Genomic DNA, 19,920 nt, shown 5'->3' with positions numbered 1-19,920 from the left:
GTTCATGGGGCTACCTTCGCGATTTTGACGGACGGCGTGCACAGCACCGCCGTGGGATGCAATTCAGGATCATCAGCCACCTTTGCTGGCAACGTGACGACACACTGTTGACCGGCCTCGGCCCCCCAATTGATCAACAGCTGTGATGTGCCCTCCTTGACCCGTGCATACAGCTGGCCACCTTGCCCGACCGTACCCACGGAACCGCCGGCAGCGTCACTCACCGTGGCGCCAAAGGGCAACAGCGAGCCATCCTCCAGACGCACCGTGAGCAACCACGCCTGGCCATGTTGTGTGCCGTACTTGACCATCACGACGGCGCCGGCCCGTGGAGCGATTTGCTGGCTGGTTTCACTCAGCTCAATGCTTTGCGAAATTCCCAGTGGGTCGATGGCTAGCTCATTGAGCTCATACGGCCGTAAGTAGGTGACCACGGCGTTACCACGATCATCGAGCTTGATCCCCGGATAGCCGACCACCTTGGCGCCTTCCGCGCCGGGTGCGCTGAGAATCGCCATGGTCTCACCGGCATTCGGGGTAAACGTGATGCCGCCCGGGTGCGCCACAACCGAGCCATTGGCACTTAATGACAGGCTGTTATAGCCACCGCCCTGGCTGTAGGAAGCCCCCACCACTGCATCGCTGCCGGTGTACTGGCCATTCACCGAACCTGTCGAGGTGGCGCTGGCACCGTCATGGCCGGCAGTCACGCCGTAGGTGTACTGGCGGTCTGCGCCGGCACTGCCGCTGAGACTCGCTTGTTCGCTGTAGCGGCCATCGGTGTTACGACCAAACATCGTGGACAGTTGCGGCGAATTGCCCGGTGAGCCGAAATCCAGCGGCATGCTGATGGTAAGCAACAGGTTGTTCTGCAAGGCGCCTCCGTCAACCCGGCTGCGATTGGCGCTGAGGTTATAGCTGACCTTGCCCAACTGTTTGTTGTAGCTGAATTGGTATTGCACATCGCTGCCGCTCTGGGTCCAGTAATCCTGGGTAAAGCCACTGATGGCCAGTTGGCCCCAGTCGCCAAGGTCCTGGTTGGCCGTCAATGACAGGCGGCTGCGCGGGTGTGCGATACCTACGGCACTGTATTGGCCCTCCTGGGCAGCCAGCGTCTGGACGGCGGTATTGAGGTCCATGAAGCCGCTGGTTGAAAAACGGTAAGTGGCCACGGTGAAGTGGGTGCCGGTGCGGGTGATGTCTTTGCTGTAGGACAGGCGCACGCTTTGCCCATTGACCGAGCCGGTTGCCAGCCGCGTCTGCGCCTGGGTCACGTCAAGCGCCATCGAACCAAACGAAGTGCCCACTGCCAGCCCGGCCAGCGCAGCCCCATAGTCGGTGCTGGCTTGCATGCCGCCATAACCGGTGAACAGGTTGCTCAGGCCATATTGAACGGTGCCTTGCATCAACCGAACCTGGCGGCTCGCAAAAGTGTTGCGGGTCTCCCCTGCCGTCATGCTGTAACGCAGGGTGCCTGGGCGCAGCAATTGGCTGACCGGGGCGTAAGGCACGGTAAAGCTTTGGGTACTGCCATCCGCTTCGGTGACCGTGACACTCAAGTCGCCGCCGTAACCCGTCGAATACAAGTCGTTGATCGCAAACGCCCCCGGCGCCACCATGGTTTCGTACAACAGGTTGCCGTTCTGGCGGATGGACACGCGCGCAGACGTGCGGGCAATGCCACGAATCACCGGCGCATAGCCGCGCTGGGATTCGGGGAACATGCGGTCGTCGGTATTCAGCTGCAGGCCACTAAAGCCCACCGTATCGAAAATCTCGCCGCTGGTGTTGGATTCGCCCAGCGTCAGTTGGCTTTTGAGCGCGGTGACATCGTGCTGAGCATAGGTGTTCAGGCTTTGATAGTCCTGACCGGTCTGGCCCTGCCACGTCAGAGAACCGTTGTGACGCAAGCGCCAATCACCCAGGTTAAGGCCTGCGTTCAAGCCGAGGTAGGCAGAATCATAATTGCCGCCACGCGTCTGGTTATGGTTGGCGTTGAAGTTGTAGCCCAGGGTCCCAGCCGTAACCCCGCGGTCCCACAATTCCGGGCCGACGTAACCGCGTGGGTTCAGGCGCAACGCGACTTGTGGAACGCTCAGGTCGAGCACCTGGGTCGCCGGAATGAAACTGGCCGTGGCATTCTCGATCAATTCGGCCATTGCTGGGCATGTGTCGACACTGTCGAGCGCCAACGTGGCATCCGCTGACAAGCGATTCATATCGACCCCGGCTAACTCGAGTAATTTGCGATTGATGCACACGACCGGGTTGCCGCCGTTCTTGTCGGCATTGATGCGGATTTCCTGACGGCTGACCAATTGGCCATTGAGCGTCACATCTGCACGGTAAATGCCCGCCAGCACCGGATTGTTTTTCTGATACAGCGACAGGTCCAGGCCACGCGATCCTGCCGGCAAAAAGGCTTCGTTGAACTGCACTTCTTCGGCGTGAGCCAGTGTGCATAAGCTGAGCAGGACTCCCGCTAAACCCTGCGCGCAAAGGGATCCAAGCCCTGCGTAGGACACAGGGCGAATGAGGTCTTTCATGATCAGCCTGTATTAAAAGAAAGAAGGAACTCAAGAACCCAACGCATGCTTGACCAGGATCTGTGCGCCGTAATCGTTTATCGCCGTAAACTGCACCTGGCTGCCGGGAGGCGGCATCGAACGCAGGTCAGGCAGGGCAAACTGACGGGTTTCTCCAGGGCCAATCATCCCGTCCTCGGCCCGCCCTTGGCCGTTGTCGGGCAGCAGCGTCAAACCGATCAGTGACACGTAAAATGCACTGGGGTTGTGGGCCTGCAGCACAAAACCTTTACCCAAGGCGCTTGGCAGCACTTGCCATTGCACCTGGTCCGGTGCCTGACTCGCCGTTTGCGGTTCAAGCATCGGCCGGTAGAAGATCTTGATCCGCGAGCGAAAGGCCATTTGCAGTTGGTTCTGCCCCTCCACCACTGGCGATTTCGGTGGGATTTCCAACACGTTGAGCCAGAACACCGACTCCTTGTCTTGGCGCAGTGGTGCCCCCACGAACATCACACGCAGCGACTGCCCCTTGCCCGGGTCAATCCGCGCCACCGGCGGCGACAGTACAAAAGGTGCGGTGGCGTTGGTCGGGCTCGACTGCGGATCCCCGCTGTCAATCCACGACTGCACCAACGCCGGTTGCGTGCCGGTGTTGTTCAATTGCACCGTGATTTCTTTTTGTTCGGCCGGGTACACCTGGCGAGTGCCGGTGATGACCACCTCGGCCTTGACGTAGACGCAGCCCAGCGCAGCAACTACCCCGAGGCAGGCGCGTAGAAATGTTGTGTTGAGCACAGCGAGCCCCTGCGGCTTGTACACCTGCGTCGGAGCAACCGACGCACGTGACAAGCGCATGATTGTTATTGGTAGTTGATGGCGTAAGTCACAGAACCGACGACCGTACCGGCACTGCCTGCACCCTGTGTCGCGATGTACTGGACCGCATAAGGAATATCGGCAGCTTTGGTGGTGGGGTCGATGGCCGCGCGGCTGTTACCGGCAACCTGGCTGTAGTCACCGGCCTTGATCGCTTTGTTGTTGGCTGCATCCACCAATTGCAGGGCGACGTTGGTTGCCGTGCCGGTGTTCTTTACATAGCCGGTGGCGGGGTCTACCCCCGGGCCTGCCTCAAAGTAAGCCGCAGAAGTGCTGGCCAGGGTTTTCGCAGAGCTGCAATTGCTCAGGCGCAAGGTAAAAGGCGCAAGGCCTGCTGTCTGGCCGGCAGTTGCCAGGGCCGTGGCGGAAACGGTCTGCAAGGTCACGGTAGTGACTTTGGTCGCCGCACCGGTGACCGACACGGTACAGGTGGTATCCGTGACAGTACCGCTAAAATTGACCGTTCCGTCCGATGCGTTGGCAAAGGGCGCTGCCAGGGCGGTTGCCAACATGGCAAGAACTAGGGTTTTACGTTGCATAGCTGAACCTCAGAGGATTGTGGACACTCATCGATTGAATTGACCAGTGCACCGCACCAGCCCTCAAGCGAGGTGCATATGCTCAATCTTTTTGAGGTTTTATCAGCCATGAACTTTCTCTGTGATGCGAAGAAATTTCTAGCCTTGCTAGATGCGCGCAATCAACGCCTCACTCAGGTGCAGCATCGCCTGTTCGAGCGCATCGATAGCGCCCTGCACCGCGGTGTCGTCTTGCATTTCACACGCCGACTCCATGCGTTCGCAAGCCGTGATCAGGTCCTGGTACCGGACCTTCTTCGCACCGCCCATGACACGGTGGGCCAACGTAGCCAGGCCCTTCAGGTCACGGGCTTGTGCGTGCCTGGCCAAGCCATGGCGGTCGTCGCGATTGCTGGTGGCCAATTTAACCAGCAGGCGACTGATTGCCGCCTGGTCACCCCTGGCCATGTGTTCGATGCCAGAGAAGTCGATCTTCGGCAACGGTGCTGGCGCAGGTGGCGCTGGCGCTATGTCAGGCTCATACGCGGCGGCAGTCCCCAGGCGGCTGCTGAGGTCCATCAGGCTCAGGGGTTTGAACAGGCAATCGTCCATCCCGTTTTCAATGCAATTGAGCCTGGCTTCAGGCTGGGCATTCGCCGTAAAACCGTAGATTCGGCACGCGGCGGTCCCGGAGGTACGCTCTTCGTGGCGAATGATACGTGCCAGGTCGCCGCCCGCCATTACTGGCATGCTGATATCCGTGATGACGACGTCAAAGTGCCCACGGCGCCAAGCCGACAAGCCTTCTGCCCCGTCTTCGGCGTCCACCACCCGGTGCCCCAGGTACTCCAGTTGCTGGCGCAGCAGTTCACGGTTCGCGGCATAGTCATCGACCACCAGAATGCTCAGTGCCCGGGACAACGTGTGGTCTTCGACGACGGGTAACCTGATTCGCGCGGGAGGCGGCAGAATGGGCAGCTTCAGCGTCACCGTGACCAGTGTTCCCGTCCCCAGCTGGCTGCTCAGGTCCAGGCTGCCTCCCATCATTTCGCATAAGTTGCGGCTGATTACCAAGCCGAGCCCGGACCCGCTGCGCCCGGACAAAGTGTTGTTGCTCGCTTGAGTAAAAGGGCTGAACAGTTTTTGCTGATCTTGCGCGCTGATGCCAATTCCGCTGTCTTTGATCCGCACCGACAGTTGCAGTTGGTCCTCATCACTGGCGGGTAGCGCCTGGACACTCAGGGTCACCTCGCCTTCGTGGGTGAATTTCAGTGCATTGCTGACCAGGTTCGACAACACTTGCTTGAATCGAAGCGCGTCCAACAACACGTAGTGATCCGCTGCCGGGTCAAACTGCAGGCTCAGGTGTAGCCCCTTCAGCCGAGCCCCGCCTGCAAACATGCGCATGACCGAACCTACCACCTCATGCAGGAACACCCCGGAGGGCGTCAATGACAGTTGGCCGGATTCGATGCGCACTACATCCAGAATGTCACCCACCAGATTGTGCAGTTCTCTGGCAGCGCCTGCGGCTATTTCCATGGAGGCACGGTCGGATGGCCCCCTCCAATCTGATTCCGGGCATCGAGCCATCGGAAGATCGCCTTCTACAGGGCCGGCTGTTTTCCTACGCCGATACCCAGATGTATCGCCTGGGTGCCAATGCACTGTTACTGCCAATCAACACGCCGAAAAATGTCATCAACAATGGCAACCAGGACGGGGCGATGAACGTAGCCAGCACCACGACAGGCATCAACTACCAGCCAAGTCGATTGTTGCCGCGTGAAGAGTCTACCCAGGCTCGTTACAGCATGCTGCCCCTGTCGGGCAGTACCCAGCAGGTCAAAATCCAGCGTGAGCAGAACTTCAAGCAAGCGGGCGATCTGTATCGCTCATTCAGCCACAAAGAACGCCAGGATCTGATCGAAAGCTTCGGCAACTCACTGGCCAGTGCCGACGACAAGAGTAAGCACAAAATTCTGTCTTTCCTCTACAAGGCTGATCCGGAGTACGGCACTGGCGTCACTAAGATCGTCAAAGGCGATCTGTTTCGCGTTCAGTCATTGGCTTCGAAGTTGTCCGACTGAGCAACTGTTCCGCTGCCCGTAACGGGCAGCGACGACAGCTTAGAACAAGGTAATCGCCATGCCCAATAAACAATTGAAAATACTCGTCGCAGACTCCAGCTTGCCGAGGCTGGTCCAGATTGAAAAATACTTGAACAGACTGGGTTACTACAGGGTCCTCGCCTTGCAAAGCTCCGAAGACCTTCGGCTGATGAGTCATAGCCTTATCGACTATTTTGATGTGCTGATTGCAAACAAGGCGCTGGCATCGAATATTAAAACCACCTCTGCATCACTGCTCCAGCCCATACCCCACAAAACAAACCCTACGCTGTTGTATGACTGCCTGGATTCCCCGCCTGATATTGAACTTGTACAACACTTTATGGCAGAAATCGATCCGCCCTCCCCTTGGGCGTGTTTGAAAGATCTGGCGTGGATAAAAGGTCCGAACAAAGAGCGCGGTAAATGATAGTCGGCAGACTGTGTCATGATTAAGAACGCCTGCTTACCATTTATCATCGTCTGGGGTTTGAGTCTTGCCGGATGTACCCAATCGACGATACATCCCGACCTCATAGAAGCACGTGAGCTTTTTACACAACTACAAAACAAACCCGAGTCGTTCACCGTGGCCGTCAGCGAGGTCAAGGCAGCCTTTGCCGTTCTTATCCAAGCCGACCTGTTATCCAACACCGATATTGACTCACCTGATGTCAGCCGACTGTCACAGCTTGCCATACATAAAATAGCACTTGCCGAACAGGTGATAGCCGCGTGTAACCCTGAATGCCTCAGTCAATGGATAAGAGACAGACGCAGCACACGCTGGCTCATTAACTGGACGTGAGTAGAGTGACGCGGGATGAAGCCACAGAAAGGATTGGAACAGGCCAATATAAAAAGCTCGCAAGCGAGCTTTGGGGAGGGGTTACCAAATATTAAAAACAATCAGAACACATGCGAATATTTATTCAGGGATTATTATAATTCAGTAAAAACGCTTCGCGGAAAAATAACTTTTACTCCAGTATTGATTACTCAATGAATCGATACGGACACTTTTGCCTTTTCTAGGGGCATGAATAAACCGATCATCACCAATATAAATCCCCACATGCCTCATTCGGCTACCACCATTGTGCTGGAAAAAAATGGCATCTCCGGTTTTCAAATCATCACGAAAAACCGTTGTGGCCGTAGAGTTGAGCATCGAGGATGTTGTTCGGGGGATCTTAATTCCCACTTCACTGCGAAACAGATAAAAAAGCAATCCGCTGCAGTCGAACCCCTTACTCTCTGAGATGCCACCCCACTGATAAGGCGTACCAATCAATTCATGAGCACGCCTTACCAGACTTTCCATATAACCTGAAGTGTCACGTTCAACACCCTGGTGCTGGCTGCCCTCCGCCGATTCAACAGGGAGGCTTTGTTTTGTCGAAGCGAATAAATAATCAGAAAACAAATAGCTGAACACTATAGCAACAGTAAACTTTGACACTTTACACACCGTGGAAATTGAGCGCATGTTGGCTGGGAGTGCAATAGTATTTAAGAGGTAGGCACCATAAAATAAGATTTGTCTCAGTCAGTCCTACGGATAGATCTGAGGCGACAGACGGGGCTCTTCTGCTGAGTGCCCGATGGCAAGATTGGGCATCACCTGGCCAACCATCCGAACGCCTGGCACATAGTCGACGATCATCTCGATGGTGATGCCGATTGTTCTCGGCGGTGTTAGTTGCAGTCGAGTCTTACCGTGACGTCAACCACCGTCAATGAACGTCTCCCAGAAACTCTTTCTTGAAAAAACAGAAAACAACTTACTTAATAGCGTGCATTTAATTCAATCAGGGTTCCTCATGGCCAATCACGATCTGCGCTTTACCCCCGACCTCGACCCGGACTCCATCTCCTCCGATGTCATCGGTTTCAACGGGATTCTCGTCTCCACGCAAATCCCCACCCGCGCCGACGGCAGCCTGGAGCTGGGCGATATCACCTCGCAAAGCGAATGTACCCTGCAAGCACTCAAGGTCGCCCTTGAGCGCGCTGGCAGTTCCATCGACCGGGTAATGCACTTGACCATTTACCTGACCGATATGGCCGACCGTACCGCCTTCAACGAGGTGTACAAACGTTTCTTCGCCAAACCCTGGCCGGTGCGTGCAGCCGTTGGCGTGGCTTCGCTGGCGGTTGAGGGGATGCGAGTAGAAGTCACGGCAATGGCAGCCAAGGGCTAAGTCCAGCGCACTATTTCAGGCGAATCACGGCTACAATGCGCCCCTCAACCGTGACAAGCCTGACTAAAAAACTATGTCCTTGCCCAAGCATCATCTGGAATTGCTCAGCCCTGCCCGCGATGTCGCCATCGCGCGCGAGGCTATCCTGCACGGCGCCGACGCCGTGTATATCGGCGGCCCAAGCTTCGGTGCGCGCCACAACGCCTGCAACGACGTGAGCGAGATCGCCCAACTGGTGGAGTTCGCCCGTCGTTACCACGCCCGGGTGTTCACCACCATCAACACCATCCTGCACGATGATGAACTGGAGCCGGCGCGCAAGCTGATCCACCAGTTATACGATGCCGGCGTCGATGCGCTGATCGTCCAGGACCTGGGGGTGATGGAGCTGGATATCCCGCCCATCGAACTGCATGCCAGTACCCAGACCGATATCCGCACCCTGGCCCGGGCCAAGTTCCTCGATCAGGCCGGGTTCTCCCAACTGGTACTGGCCCGCGAGCTGAACCTGCAGGAAATCCGTGCGATTGCCGATGAGACCGAGGCCGCCATCGAGTTCTTCATCCATGGCGCGTTATGCGTGGCGTTTTCCGGCCAGTGCAATATTTCCCATGCGCAGAATGGCCGTAGCGCCAACCGTGGCGACTGCTCCCAGGCCTGCCGCCTGCCCTACACCCTCAAGGATGACCAGGGCCGGGTCGTGGCCTTTGAAAAGCACCTGCTGTCGATGAAAGACAACAACCAGAGCGCCAACCTGCGCGCCCTGGTGGATGCAGGCGTGCGCTCGTTCAAGATCGAGGGCCGCTACAAGGACATGGGTTATGTGAAAAACATCACCGCCTATTACCGCCAGCGCCTGGACGAGATCCTCGAAGACCGCCCGGACCTCGCTCGCGCTTCCAGCGGCCGTACCGCGCATTTCTTCCTGCCGGACCCGGAAAAAACCTTCCACCGTGGCAGCACCGACTACTTTGTCAGTGACCGCAAGATCGATATCGGCGCCTTCGACACCCCGACCTTTACCGGCCTGCCGGTAGGCGTGGTGGAAAAGGCCGGCAAGCGCGACTTGCAGGTGATCACCCATGAGCCGCTGTCCAACGGTGATGGTCTCAACGTGCTGATCAAGCGTGAAGTCGTGGGGTTTCGGGCCAATATCGCCGAGCCCAAGGGTGAGTTCGAGGAAGACGGTGAGAAACGCTACCGCTACCGCGTCGAGCCCAACGAGATGCCGGCGGGCCTGCACCAATTGCGTGCGAACCACCCGCTCAATCGCAACTTGGACCATAACTGGCAGCAAGCGTTGCTCAAGACGTCGGCCGAGCGCCGGATTGGCGTGTCCTGGCAGGCCAGCCTGCGTGAAGATCAACTACAACTGACCGCCACCAGCGAAGAAGGCGTGAGTGCCAGCACCACCCTGCCCGGTCCGTTCGGCGTGGCCAACAAGCCGGAGCAGGCGCTGGACACCTTGCGTGACCTGCTTGGCCAACTGGGCACCACCCAGTATCACGCCACAGCGATTGAACTGGACGCACCGCAGGCGTACTTCATCCCTAACTCGCAACTCAAGGCCCTGCGCCGCGACGTGATCGAGGCGTTGACCATCGCCCGTGTCGAGGCTCATCCCCGTGGTGGCCGCAAAGCCGAAACCACACCGCCGCCGGTGTATCCGGAGTCGCACCTGTCGTTCCTGGCCAACGTCTATAACCAGAAGGCACGCGACTTCTATCATCGTCATGGCGTGAAGTTGATCGACGCGGCCTACGAGGCCCACGAAGAAACCGGTGAAGTGCCGGTGATGATCACCAAGCACTGCCTGCGCTTCTCCTTCAACTTGTGCCCCAAGCAGGCCAAGGGCGTGACCGGCGTGCGGACCAAGGTCGCGCCAATGCAACTGATCCACGGTGATGAAGTGCTGACGTTGAAGTTCGACTGCAAGCCTTGTGAAATGCATGTGGTGGGTAAGATCAAGGGGCATATCCTTGACTTGCCGTTACCGGGCAGTGGCGTGCAGCAGGTCGTGGGGCATATCAGCCCTGCCGATCTACTCAAGACCATTCCTCGCGGCGCCCACTAGTTATCTTTCTTGATGGGCGATAGGGCGATCCCGCGCAGCAGGGTTTGTTTGACCTGCTGTACAGGATTGCTTGTTCAGCCAAAAGCGTTGTGGCATTAACGCAAGCGTTTGTTCCACAACCGTTGGACTCTGCTGTGCTTCATGCGCCACCACCAGCCACGCTGCAACCCCGCCGCCGCCAGCAGAATCGCCGCCACGCCCAGCCACTGCACCCAGCCCAGGCGATGCCCGTAGGCAATCCAGTCAACCAGAATCGCGGCAATGGGATAGATGAACGACAGCGCCCCGGTCATCGCCGTCGGCAGCTTTTGGATCGCGCCGTAAAGCAACACGTACATCAAGCCGGTATGCACCACACCCAACGTCAACAGCGCGGCCCAAGCCTCCACGGGGGCCGATAGACTCTGCCACGAGACCAGCGGCGCCAGCAGCACCGCGCCGGTACTCACTTGAATCAGGGCCATCAGGTGCGGTGGCACGGCCTTCAAGCGCTTGATGATCAGCGCCGCGATGGCATACAAAAACGCCGCCCCCAATGCCAGCGCCACACCCACCAGGTAATCCCCACCACTGCCGGGTTGTTCGCCATGCGCGGTGACAATGGCCAGCATTCCTACAAACGCCAGGCTGAGCCACGTCAGCTTTTGCAGGGTGATTTTTTCGCCGAGAAACACTGCGGCGAGCATCACCAGCATAAACGGTTGAACGTTGTAGACCGCCGTACTGATGGCGATGGAGGCCTTGTCATAGGAAGCAAACAACAACAGCCAGTTCCCGACGATGGCCACACCGCTGAGCATGGCCCAGCCGAGTGTCGAGTAACTCAACAGTTCAACGCGCAGATAGCCCAGCAGCCAGCACACCAGCAGCAGGGTCAAGGCACCCATCACACAGCGCCAGAACACCACCTCGATCACCGGCACGCCAGAGACCAATACAAACCAGCCGATCGTGCCGGAGATCAGCATCGCGCCGACCATTTCCCACGAACCGCGACGCATCAATTTGTCCATGAACAAGCTCCTCGGATGAGGCTTGATTATGGCAATCTGCGTTAATCCGCCTCCAGCCCTTCAAAAAGGCAAAAGCGCGTGATCACCTATTCTTATTAGGCAAATTGGCCAATTTTCTTTTGGAGACCGCGATGATTGACCTGATCGACCAACAACTGATTGCAGCCTTGATGGACGATTCACGCTGCTCGCTAAAGACCCTGGCAGGCATTACCGGCCTGTCCTCGCCCAGCGTTGGCGAGCGCCTGCGACGCCTGGAAGAGCGCGGCGTCCTCAAGGGCTACACCGTGGATATCGACCCGAAACACTTTGGCTACCTGCTGCAAGCCATCGTGCGTATCCGTCCCCTGCCCGGCCAATTGCAGGAGGTGGAGCGGCAGATCCAGGCAATCGCGCAATTTACCGAATGCGACAAGGTGACTGGCGACGACTGCTTTATCGCACGCCTGCACGTGCGCACCATGGATCAGTTGGATACCTTGCTTGACCGTCTCAACGCCTATGCCGAAACCAACACCGCCATTGTCAAGAAAACCCCGGTCAAGCGCCGGCTGCCGCCGTTGTCAGATGGATGATGGGGGATTTGCACTACGATGCCTGCGTCAGCTGTGCCATCATGTTGCAATTACGCTTAAGGCTCTTCACGGATGATCGGTTTGTCCAGTCAATTTAATTTGTTCATCACCACGACGCCTACAAAGGACGTCATCGACTTCCATCTTCAGAACGAGCGTGGGGCCCAAGTGGCGTACCACCAGGCGGATCTGCGCCAGTTGGGGGCAAGCCTAAAGCGTGGCCTGTTCGACCTGCGTGACTACCTGGATCAGTACGTTGCGGCAAGCGAGCAATCCCTGGCGATTGCTGACATTGGTGTCGCTATTGCCCAACATTTGTTGGGCCCGCAGATTTTCGAAAAGCTACAGCAGGGGCATCATCAACGCACACTGTGCGTGCACTTGCCGGCGGTGACCGGGGAACAAGACAGCCTGGCCGCCACGATGGCCCGCGTCGCCTGGGAAATCGCCCGGCCCGACGCCCTATCGAAGACCCTGGGTGAGCATAATCTACTGGTGCGGGTCACCCACACCCTCGCACACAAGCCCTCCTCACCGGTACCCCTGAAACCCGATGAAGCACTGCGCGTGCTGTTTGTCTTCGCCGAATCCCGTGGCTCACATCCATTGAGTGCACGGCTGGAAAGGCGCGAGCTGCTGCGGCTATTCAAGAAAGAGATCTACCCCAACCGACGCGTCATCGTGCATTTCCTGACCCATGGCGTAACCCGCCAACGGCTGTTCGACCAGATCCAGCAACATGCCGGCTACCATATAGTTCACTGGAGCGGGCACGGCCGGCTTAACCAGTTGGAACTCGCCAGCCCCGGTGGTGCCAAGGACAGCATCAGCGGTGACGAATTGGTACGAGTGTTCAATGAGGCTGGGGGCTTCCTGCCCAGGCTGGTGTTTCTCGGGGCATGCCAGTCCGGGGACAGCCTGCAACCCAGTGGCTGGCGTGACTTCTTCAGTATCGCCCAGGGTAATGACCGGCCGATCAAGCCCCATGATAACGAGCCATCGGGCGCCGCAGGCACTGCGTATGCGCTGCTTAATGGCGGTATTCCTTCGGTCGTGGCCATGCGCTTTGCCGTGAATGACGACTATGCACGGGAGCTGGCAATCCGTTTCTACCGGGCCCTGCTTGCCGACTCCACGCCAAAGGACGCAGCAGCGGCACTCAATCAGGCCCGTAAAGAACTGGCCAATCGTAATAGCAACAACACGCCACGGTTCGCCTCCTGTGACCACGCCACAGCGGTATTGTATGGCGTCGAACAGCCTGGCCTGACGCTGGTAAAGGGCCCCAGTCCCGACATCCAGGCGCAGAATCGACTCTTGCATGCCATTGGCGAACTGACCAGTGTCAGTCATGAACACTTTGTCGGCCGCACATGGGAACTGGCAGGCCTGGGCGCCGATTTTATCGGTTCGCGTACGGGTAACGAGGTCAAACCTGTCGCCGTTATCACGGGATTGGGTGGCATGGGCAAAACCGCCCTGGTGGCCGAAGCGCTGGACTTGTGGACCGATCGTTTCGACTGGGCCCTGCTCTACCAGGCCAAACCCACCGCCCTGGCATTTGAGGCCACCCTGCTGGATATCCACTGCAAGCTGGACGGCGAACTAGGCGTCTACCACGAGCATGTGAGAGCCCATCTGGCCGACAGGATTTATCGCGAGGCCACTCCCGAGTTCACCGGGCCCCAACGGGTTACACGGCTGATCCGAAATTTGATCCGGGCGCTGCAGCAAGAGGCGATCCTGCTGGTCTTCGACAACTTCGAGAGCAACCTCAAGCCAGCCGGCGAGACTGTGAATGGGCAGACCTTGTGGGCCTCTCAGGATCCCGCGTGGGACGCATGCCTGCGCACCCTTTGCAGCGAACTGCAGGGCTCGCGCTCACGGGTGTTGATCACCTCGCGCCTGCCCCTTCGCGCGCTGGACGGCGACGGTGCGTTTGCGGTACTGCTGGGGCCATTGCCAGCAAAAGAAGCAGCGCTGTATCTGCGTGCCCATCCAGTCCTTAGCCAGATGGCCAGCAGCAGCGATGAAACCGTCAGTTCATTGGCCATGCGTCTGCTCAACGCCAGCCGTTTTCATCCATTACTGATGGATCGCCTGACGCGACTGGCTGCCGATCCGGCGCTGCATGAGCAGTTACTGGAAGCCTTGGAAACCCTGGAGCACACCGGGAATTTCGCCAGCCTGCCGGATCTCTTCGCCACCACGCCCAACAACCAGCAGGAGCGCAGTTACCTTGATAATGCGTTGGCTGTATCGCTGGACCAGTTTATCCAGCACTTGAGCGTTGAACGACGTCAGTTGCTATGGGTGGTTTCCCTGGCAAACGACCCCGTTACCCTAGTGTTGTTGAAGATCGTCACTGCCGAATTCAAGCTGGCTAAAGAATCAACTCCGGGCGAAGAGATAGCAGCATTGCTTCGCACTCTGGTCAGCGTAGGCCTGGTCAATGAAAGCAGACGAGATCCCGTCGACGACAACCCACGCCTGACCTGTCATGAGCTGGTTCGCGAACGTATTCAGCTGTGGATGGAGCAGTCTGCCGATGAGCGTGGTGGGCTGGACGAAAACGTGATCCGGCTGGCTTACGCGCACTTGCTCAAAAGCTATTTTCTGGCCATGCGTCATAAGGATATGGCGTCGGCGCTCCAAGCTGGCAGCCAGGCACTTATCTATTGCGTACAAGCCCAGGCGTGGGACCAGATGGAGGATTTCGTCAGCAGTCTTGTCACCAGTACCCGTGACCCTGTCATGGTTAATGCGTTGATCCCACATCTGCAAACCGCCGCTGAAACAGTACTTGAAGATCAGCAGCGCTTGTTCTTTTTGAACTGCCTGGCTGATGTCCTGGTGTCTGCCGGTCAATTGGATGCCAGCTTACAGGCCTATCTTCAGGCTGTGTCCCTTGCCCGAGCTGCCACTGAGGACGATGAAGGCGATACTCAGGAGGCCTGGGGACGACTCGCCGTGGTGTGTTGCAACAGAGCAATCGTGTACTCCACGCTGGGCAAATTTGACGATGCACGTGAATGTTATGTTGAAAGCACCGAAGCAGAAAAACGCGGCGCCCGCCCCATCGTCAACCTGATGATCAATGAGTTACAAATGCTGCATCTGGATGTACGCCAGGGTTACATCGAACGCGCCGAGCCCCAGGTGGCCGAACGGCTTGAAATCGTAACGCAGTGGTGGAACCGCCATGAGGCAGGTCAACCAGTGCCTGAGGCACCCAACGCTGAGTTGCTGGCGCGAGCGGTCATCGGTGCGTTGAACATCGCCCTTCGTATCGACGCTGACAAGCGCGATTGGGCTGGCGCCCTGAAAAAAGTGGATAAGGTTCTGGAAATAGAACGTTCGATATCCCGACCGCCGGAATACATCACGACAACTCGGTTCGACAGGGCCTACATTCTGATGGAGCTACCGAACCATCTGGATGAGGCACGTGATGAGCTGGAGGAATGTAGCAAGCATTTCCATAATGTCCCGGATATGCGTGCCAGGGCGCTGACCGCACTCGCCAACCTGGCTCAAAAGCAAGGTGATTTTAAGTCAGCAATCGCCCAGGAACGACGGGCTCTGGTTCTACACGAACAGCTACCCAATCCTTACATCCGAGCGGGCTCCCATAGCAACCTGGCGAATTATCTTTCCCAACGAGGGACACCCGCGGACCTGAAGGAATTGCCACTTCACCGAATTGCCAGCATTACGTACTGCGTAGCTGCCGGACTAGGGCAGGACCTGATTGATGCCATGCGTGGGTACTCCTTGGATGTGCGGCGCGCCATTGCCGCGGGTAGAGACACGACCCCGCCCACAGTCTCTGAAGTAATAAATACTCCCGGTTTTTCAGCGCTGAGCCACTGGCTTGATTCGCGCCAGATCAATCTTGAGGACCTTCAAGCCCAAGCGGACTCTTTCACTGAACATTGTCACGCCGCGATATTGAGCCAACTCACCTCTTCCGAGCCCGCCCCTGATGCCTGACACCGCCCCCGCTATACCCCTGGAAGATCTGCTCGCAGACCTCCAAACCGCTGTGCATTTTGGCAACCGTGCCCGAGCCTTGGACCTGTCCCGTCAAATCGAACAACGCCTGTTACAGGAGGCTTGCGACCGCGCCGATATCGAACGCCAGGTCCGCGCCCTGCTCAGTGAGTTGGAACATCCCATCCAGGCCAACAGGCCACTTTCCCTCAAAGATTTGCAACAGCAGCGCAGCGCCGCAGACCTGGTCTACCCCGTCTGGTTCGGCACCAATCGTCAGCCACCGGGCGATGGTTTCAGTGGCCAGCGTCACCCAACGGTGACTTACGGCAGAGCACTGGTGCATGTCCCAGAGGCCCACCGCTTCGGCGAGACCGGCTCCAGCCTCTGGCAGCGTATGCGCCGCTTTGATTTGCGCGACGACCGTTTGCGCCTGCAATGCGCAGACCCTCGGGATCAAGACACGTTCTTTAGCGAACTGCGCGATGAAATGGAGGCCGCACGGGAAAACGGCGAGACGCCCCATGCCCTGGTGTTTTTGCATGGCTATAACACCAGCTTCGAGCAGGCCGCAATCCGCGCCGCGCAATTGGGGGTTGACCTCAATGTCAGCGGTGCGACGGCCTTTTTCAGCTGGCCCTCCCGGGGTTCAGCCCTGGCCTATACCATCGACGAAGCCAGCATCGAAGCCAGCGAGGCAGCGATCACCGAGTTCCTGGTGAAGTTTTCCCGCGAGTGCGGCGCCGACAAGGTTCATATCATCGCCCACAGCATGGGCAATCGCGGCCTGCTACGAGCGTTGCAGCGAATTGCCGGCAATGCACAGACCAGTGCGGCCGTGCAGTTCGGGCAGATCTTCCTGGCCGCCCCCGATGTTGATCGCGACCTGTTCCTTGATTTGTCCGCCCTGTACAGCGCCCATGCCGAACGGGTCACCCTGTATGCCTCGGATGCCGACAAGGCCGTGCATATGTCAGCCAAGTTCCACGACTCACCGCGCGCCGGCTACTACAGTCCGTACACCATCACGGCAAATATCGACACCGTGGCCGTCCCGGATTTTGATGTGGACATGCTCGGCCATGGTTATTTCGCCCAGGCCGATGCCTTGCTCAGTGATATCCATAGCCTGATCCGCAATGACGCCGCGCCTGCTGAACGGCAACGCTTCATCCCCGCGCAATTCAACGGGCAGACGTTCTGGAGGTTCAGGCCCTGAAACCGCAATCACCCTCCGCGGTTATCCACCTGGATCCGGCACCATCCCACCGCCTGCACCGTTCTGGAGCAAGTACCGCGCGCATCACGCACTGAACGTGCGCAGGCCGCTCCAGTAACGGGCTGATACACCGTGTAATCCCTACAAACACGGTTTCGGCACAGCCATTGCTTTACTCCTGAAACACCCTGCCTGCCCAGGTGAACACAGGAGTAAATGTTACCCCCCGACTCAGAGCCGACTCCAAAAGAAAGTAAGGACCCGGTCCGTTGGCGCCAAAAGTCACGGGCTCATAACAATGCGTTTTCTAAAGCGGCAGTGCCTGCAACCTTTCACCCGGCACTGACAAGGTAATTGGAATGGCTCGATCTTTCTTTGATGAAATGAATGACGCAAATGGCGTCTGCCGTGCGCACTACCAGGATTTTTCCCGCTGGCTGGCCAATACGCCACCGGAACTGCTGGCCCAGCGCCGCCGTGAGGCCGACCTGCTGTTCCACCGTGCCGGGATCACCTTCACCCTGTACGGTGACGAGCAAGACACCGAGCGCCTGATCCCCTTCGATATCATCCCGCGCAGTATCCCCGCCAGTGAGTGGAGCGTCATCGAGCGCGGCTGTATCCAGCGCGTCACTGCGCTGAACATGTTCCTCGCCGACATCTACCACGACCAGCGCATTATCAAGGCCGGGATCATTCCGGCCGATCAGGTTCTCGGCAATGAAGGCTATCAGAAGGCCATGATCGGGCTGGACCTGCACCGCGATATCTATTCCCACATCTCCGGTGTCGACCTGGTGCGCGACGGCGATGGTACCTACTACGTGCTCGAAGACAATCTGCGCACGCCCAGCGGCGTCAGCTACATGCTCGAAGACCGCAAGATGATGATGCGCCTGTTCCCGGAAGTGTTTGCCAAGCAGCGCATCGCGCCGGTGGATCACTACCCCAACCTGCTGCTCAAGACCCTGAAAAGCGCCAGCCGCCTGGACAACCCCAATGTGGTGGTGCTGACCCCAGGGCGCTTTAACAGCGCGTTCTTCGAGCACGCGTTCCTGGCCCGGGAAATGGGGGTGGAGCTAGTGGAAGGTGCCGACCTGTTCGTGCACGACCTCAAGGTGTTCATGCGTACCACTGACGGCCCGAAAGCCGTGGATGTGATCTACCGGCGTATCGACGACGCCTTCCTCGACCCGCTGGCCTTCAACCCCGAATCCATGCTCGGCGTTCCTGGCCTGGTGGCCGCCTACTGCGCCGGCAACGTGGTGCTGGCCAATGCCATCGGTACTGGCGTGGCCGACGACAAATCCATCTACCCCTATGTGCCGCAGATGATCCGCTTCTACCTGGATGAAGAACCGGTGTTGCAAAACGTGCCGACGTTCCAGTGCCGCAAACCCGAGGAACTGTCCCACGTACTGGCGCACTTGCCTGAGCTGGTGGTCAAGGAAACCCAGGGCTCCGGCGGCTACGGCATGCTGGTGGGGCCGGCCGCCTCGGCGGCTGAGATCGAGGACTTCCGTCAACGCATCAAGGCCCGGCCCCATGCCTATATCGCCCAGCCGACGCTAAGCCTGTCCACCTGCCCGACTTTTGTCGAGAACGGCATCGCGCCACGGCATATCGACCTGCGGCCCTTTGTGCTGTCGGGCAAGGAAACCCGCCTGGTGCCGGGAGGGCTGACCCGTGTGGCGCTGCGCGAAGGCTCATTGATCGTCAACTCGTCGCAAGGCGGCGGAACCAAGGACACCTGGGTGGTGGAGGGCTGAGTATGCTGAGTAGAACCGCCGCAGATCTGTATTGGATGTCACGTTACCTGGAGCGCGCGGAAAACCTGGCGCGCATGCTGGAAGTCAGCTATTCGCTGTCACTGATGCCCCAGGCGGGGCGCAGTGATGGCCTGGACGAACTGGCGATGTCGCTGCTCAGCAGTGGCACCCTGGACAGCTACCTGGAGCGCCATCAACAACTGGACGCCGAGCGCATGCTGCACTTCTTCGCCCTCGACGAGGAAAACCCGGCCAGTATCTACAACTGCCTGCGCGCTGCCCGGGGTAATGCCCATGCCGTGCGTGGGCGGATCACCGCCGACATGTGGGAAAACCTCAACGCTACCTGGCTGGAAATGCGCAGCATCGCCGCTGGCGGCCTGGCGCGTCATGGCATCAGCCACTTCTGTGATTGGGTCAAGCAGCGTTCACACCTGTTCCGTGGGGCCACGTCCGGCACCATCATGCGCAACGATGCCTATCGCTTCATCCGCCTGGGTACCTTTGTCGAACGTGCCGACAACACCCTGCGCCTGTTGGATGCGCGTTACGAAATGTTTGGCGAAGAGTCCGAAGAAGTCAGCGACCTCTCGGCCCGCGGCTACTACCAGTGGAGCGCCCTGCTCCGTGCCTTGTCGTCATTCGAGGCCTACACCGAGCTGTACCCCAATGCGCTGAACGCACGTTCGGTGTCGGAGTTGCTGCTGCTACGCAGCGACGTACCGCGCTCGTTGCATGCGTGTATCGAGGAGTTGAGTCATATCCTCGCCGACCTGCCGGGTAGCTACGGCCGTACCGCCCAGCGCCTGGCTGCCGAGTTCGAGGCGCGGCTGCGTTATACCGGCATCGACGAAATCCTGGAGGAAGGCCTGCACAGCCGGCTGACCGAGTTTATCGATACCGTGCGCGAACTGGCGCGGGCGATCCACAGCTCGTACCTGGAAGTGGTGTAAATACCGCACTTTCCCTGTAGGAGCGAGCTTGCTCGCGAAAAACCCAAGGTCGCCGCGTTTCTTCAGGCTTCCCGCGTTATCGTTGAACGC

The 19,920-nt window shown here is 58.4% G+C and carries 15 protein-coding genes and 1 pseudogene; 10 read left to right on the top strand and 6 right to left on the bottom strand.

What is annotated here, in order from left to right; all coding sequences use genetic code 11:
• Positions 1 to 2: 2 nt before the first annotated feature.
• The 4 genes from H097_RS13590 to H097_RS13575 form a co-directional block, all read right to left on the bottom strand.
• Positions 3 to 2,546 (bottom strand): fimbria/pilus outer membrane usher protein, encoded by a 2,544-nt coding sequence (locus H097_RS13590; RefSeq protein WP_050593356.1) that lies wholly within the window; start codon positions 2,544 to 2,546, stop codon positions 3 to 5.
• Between the two features lie 30 nt (positions 2,547 to 2,576).
• Complete coding sequence (locus H097_RS13585; RefSeq protein WP_032860702.1) at positions 2,577 to 3,320, bottom strand: molecular chaperone; 744 nt, start codon at positions 3,318 to 3,320, stop codon at positions 2,577 to 2,579.
• A gap of 65 nt (positions 3,321 to 3,385) precedes the next feature.
• Positions 3,386 to 3,940 (bottom strand): fimbrial protein, encoded by a 555-nt coding sequence (locus tag H097_RS13580; protein ID WP_032860325.1) that lies wholly within the window; start codon positions 3,938 to 3,940, stop codon positions 3,386 to 3,388.
• A gap of 147 nt (positions 3,941 to 4,087) precedes the next feature.
• Positions 4,088 to 5,461 (bottom strand): ATP-binding protein, encoded by a 1,374-nt coding sequence (locus tag H097_RS13575; protein ID WP_050593355.1) that lies wholly within the window; start codon positions 5,459 to 5,461, stop codon positions 4,088 to 4,090.
• A 14-nt stretch (positions 5,462 to 5,475) separates the two neighbouring features.
• Here H097_RS13575 and H097_RS13570 point away from each other — a divergent pair.
• From H097_RS13570 to H097_RS13560, 3 genes and pseudogenes are all read left to right on the top strand, one after another.
• Positions 5,476 to 6,009: pseudogene (locus H097_RS13570) on the top strand (catalase); the annotation flags it as partial.
• A gap of 58 nt (positions 6,010 to 6,067) precedes the next feature.
• The gene (locus tag H097_RS13565; protein WP_032860323.1) at positions 6,068 to 6,460 is read left to right on the top strand and encodes a hypothetical protein; all 393 of its coding nucleotides are present in this window, start codon (positions 6,068 to 6,070) and stop codon (positions 6,458 to 6,460) included.
• A gap of 18 nt (positions 6,461 to 6,478) precedes the next feature.
• Positions 6,479 to 6,838, top strand: coding sequence for a hypothetical protein (locus H097_RS13560; protein ID WP_050593354.1), 360 nt, complete (start codon positions 6,479 to 6,481; stop codon positions 6,836 to 6,838).
• A 141-nt stretch (positions 6,839 to 6,979) separates the two neighbouring features.
• On the opposite strand, the gene H097_RS27735 is transcribed toward H097_RS13560, so the two are convergent.
• Positions 6,980 to 7,492 (bottom strand): C40 family peptidase, encoded by a 513-nt coding sequence (locus tag H097_RS27735; RefSeq protein ID WP_241495431.1) that lies wholly within the window; start codon positions 7,490 to 7,492, stop codon positions 6,980 to 6,982.
• 361 nt (positions 7,493 to 7,853) lie between these two features.
• On the opposite strand from H097_RS27735, the gene H097_RS13555 reads away from it, so the two are divergent.
• Both H097_RS13555 and H097_RS13550 read left to right on the top strand, forming a co-directional pair.
• Positions 7,854 to 8,234 carry a RidA family protein gene (locus H097_RS13555; protein WP_032860321.1) on the top strand — a complete coding sequence of 127 codons (381 nt, stop codon included), beginning with the start codon at positions 7,854 to 7,856 and terminating at the stop codon, positions 8,232 to 8,234.
• A 73-nt stretch (positions 8,235 to 8,307) separates the two neighbouring features.
• Complete coding sequence (locus tag H097_RS13550; protein WP_032860320.1) at positions 8,308 to 10,308, top strand: U32 family peptidase; 2,001 nt, start codon at positions 8,308 to 8,310, stop codon at positions 10,306 to 10,308.
• A 95-nt stretch (positions 10,309 to 10,403) separates the two neighbouring features.
• On the opposite strand, the gene H097_RS13545 is transcribed toward H097_RS13550, so the two are convergent.
• Positions 10,404 to 11,321 (bottom strand): DMT family transporter, encoded by a 918-nt coding sequence (locus tag H097_RS13545; protein ID WP_032860319.1) that lies wholly within the window; start codon positions 11,319 to 11,321, stop codon positions 10,404 to 10,406.
• Positions 11,322 to 11,452: 131 nt separating this feature from the next.
• On the opposite strand from H097_RS13545, the gene H097_RS13540 reads away from it, so the two are divergent.
• The 5 genes from H097_RS13540 (at position 11,453) to H097_RS13520 (ending at position 19,830) form a co-directional block, all read left to right on the top strand.
• On the top strand, positions 11,453 to 11,896 hold the full coding sequence (locus tag H097_RS13540) for an Lrp/AsnC family transcriptional regulator (protein WP_032860318.1): 444 nt from the start codon (positions 11,453 to 11,455) through the stop codon (positions 11,894 to 11,896).
• Positions 11,897 to 11,968: 72 nt separating this feature from the next.
• The gene (locus tag H097_RS13535; RefSeq protein ID WP_032860317.1) at positions 11,969 to 15,889 is read left to right on the top strand and encodes a CHAT domain-containing protein; all 3,921 of its coding nucleotides are present in this window, start codon (positions 11,969 to 11,971) and stop codon (positions 15,887 to 15,889) included.
• A complete protein-coding gene (locus tag H097_RS13530; protein ID WP_050593353.1) occupies positions 15,882 to 17,108 on the top strand; it encodes an alpha/beta hydrolase in 1,227 nt (408 codons plus the stop codon). Before H097_RS13535 ends, H097_RS13530 begins: the two co-directional genes overlap by 8 nt.
• A 359-nt stretch (positions 17,109 to 17,467) precedes the next feature.
• Entirely contained in the window at positions 17,468 to 18,877 is a 1,410-nt protein-coding gene (locus tag H097_RS13525) for a circularly permuted type 2 ATP-grasp protein (protein WP_032860316.1), read from the top strand.
• A 2-nt stretch (positions 18,878 to 18,879) separates the two neighbouring features.
• Positions 18,880 to 19,830 (top strand): alpha-E domain-containing protein, encoded by a 951-nt coding sequence (locus H097_RS13520; RefSeq protein ID WP_029299950.1) that lies wholly within the window; start codon positions 18,880 to 18,882, stop codon positions 19,828 to 19,830.
• Positions 19,831 to 19,920 lie beyond the last annotated feature (90 nt).

Source organism: Pseudomonas sp. FH4 (assembly GCF_000510915.2).
GTDB lineage: Bacteria > Pseudomonadota > Gammaproteobacteria > Pseudomonadales > Pseudomonadaceae > Aquipseudomonas > Aquipseudomonas brenneri.
The sequence above is the reverse complement of the archived record's forward strand: the minus strand, read 5'-3'. Positions and strand labels throughout refer to the sequence as shown.

Coding starts and splice junctions, on each gene's coding strand:
- H097_RS13590 (WP_050593356.1), bottom strand. CDS start 2,546: ATGAAAGACCTCATTCGCCCTGTGTCCTACGCAGGGCTTGGATCCCTT.
- H097_RS13580 (WP_032860325.1), bottom strand. CDS start 3,940: ATGCAACGTAAAACCCTAGTTCTTGCCATGTTGGCAACCGCCCTGGCA.
- H097_RS13575 (WP_050593355.1), bottom strand. CDS start 5,461: ATGGAAATAGCCGCAGGCGCTGCCAGAGAACTGCACAATCTGGTGGGT.
- H097_RS13565 (WP_032860323.1), top strand. CDS start 6,068: ATGCCCAATAAACAATTGAAAATACTCGTCGCAGACTCCAGCTTGCCG.
- H097_RS13560 (WP_050593354.1), top strand. CDS start 6,479: ATGATTAAGAACGCCTGCTTACCATTTATCATCGTCTGGGGTTTGAGT.
- H097_RS13555 (WP_032860321.1), top strand. CDS start 7,854: ATGGCCAATCACGATCTGCGCTTTACCCCCGACCTCGACCCGGACTCC.
- H097_RS13550 (WP_032860320.1), top strand. CDS start 8,308: ATGTCCTTGCCCAAGCATCATCTGGAATTGCTCAGCCCTGCCCGCGAT.
- H097_RS13545 (WP_032860319.1), bottom strand. CDS start 11,321: ATGGACAAATTGATGCGTCGCGGTTCGTGGGAAATGGTCGGCGCGATG.
- H097_RS13540 (WP_032860318.1), top strand. CDS start 11,453: ATGATTGACCTGATCGACCAACAACTGATTGCAGCCTTGATGGACGAT.
- H097_RS13535 (WP_032860317.1), top strand. CDS start 11,969: ATGATCGGTTTGTCCAGTCAATTTAATTTGTTCATCACCACGACGCCT.
- H097_RS13530 (WP_050593353.1), top strand. CDS start 15,882: ATGCCTGACACCGCCCCCGCTATACCCCTGGAAGATCTGCTCGCAGAC.
- H097_RS13525 (WP_032860316.1), top strand. CDS start 17,468: ATGGCTCGATCTTTCTTTGATGAAATGAATGACGCAAATGGCGTCTGC.
- H097_RS13520 (WP_029299950.1), top strand. CDS start 18,880: ATGCTGAGTAGAACCGCCGCAGATCTGTATTGGATGTCACGTTACCTG.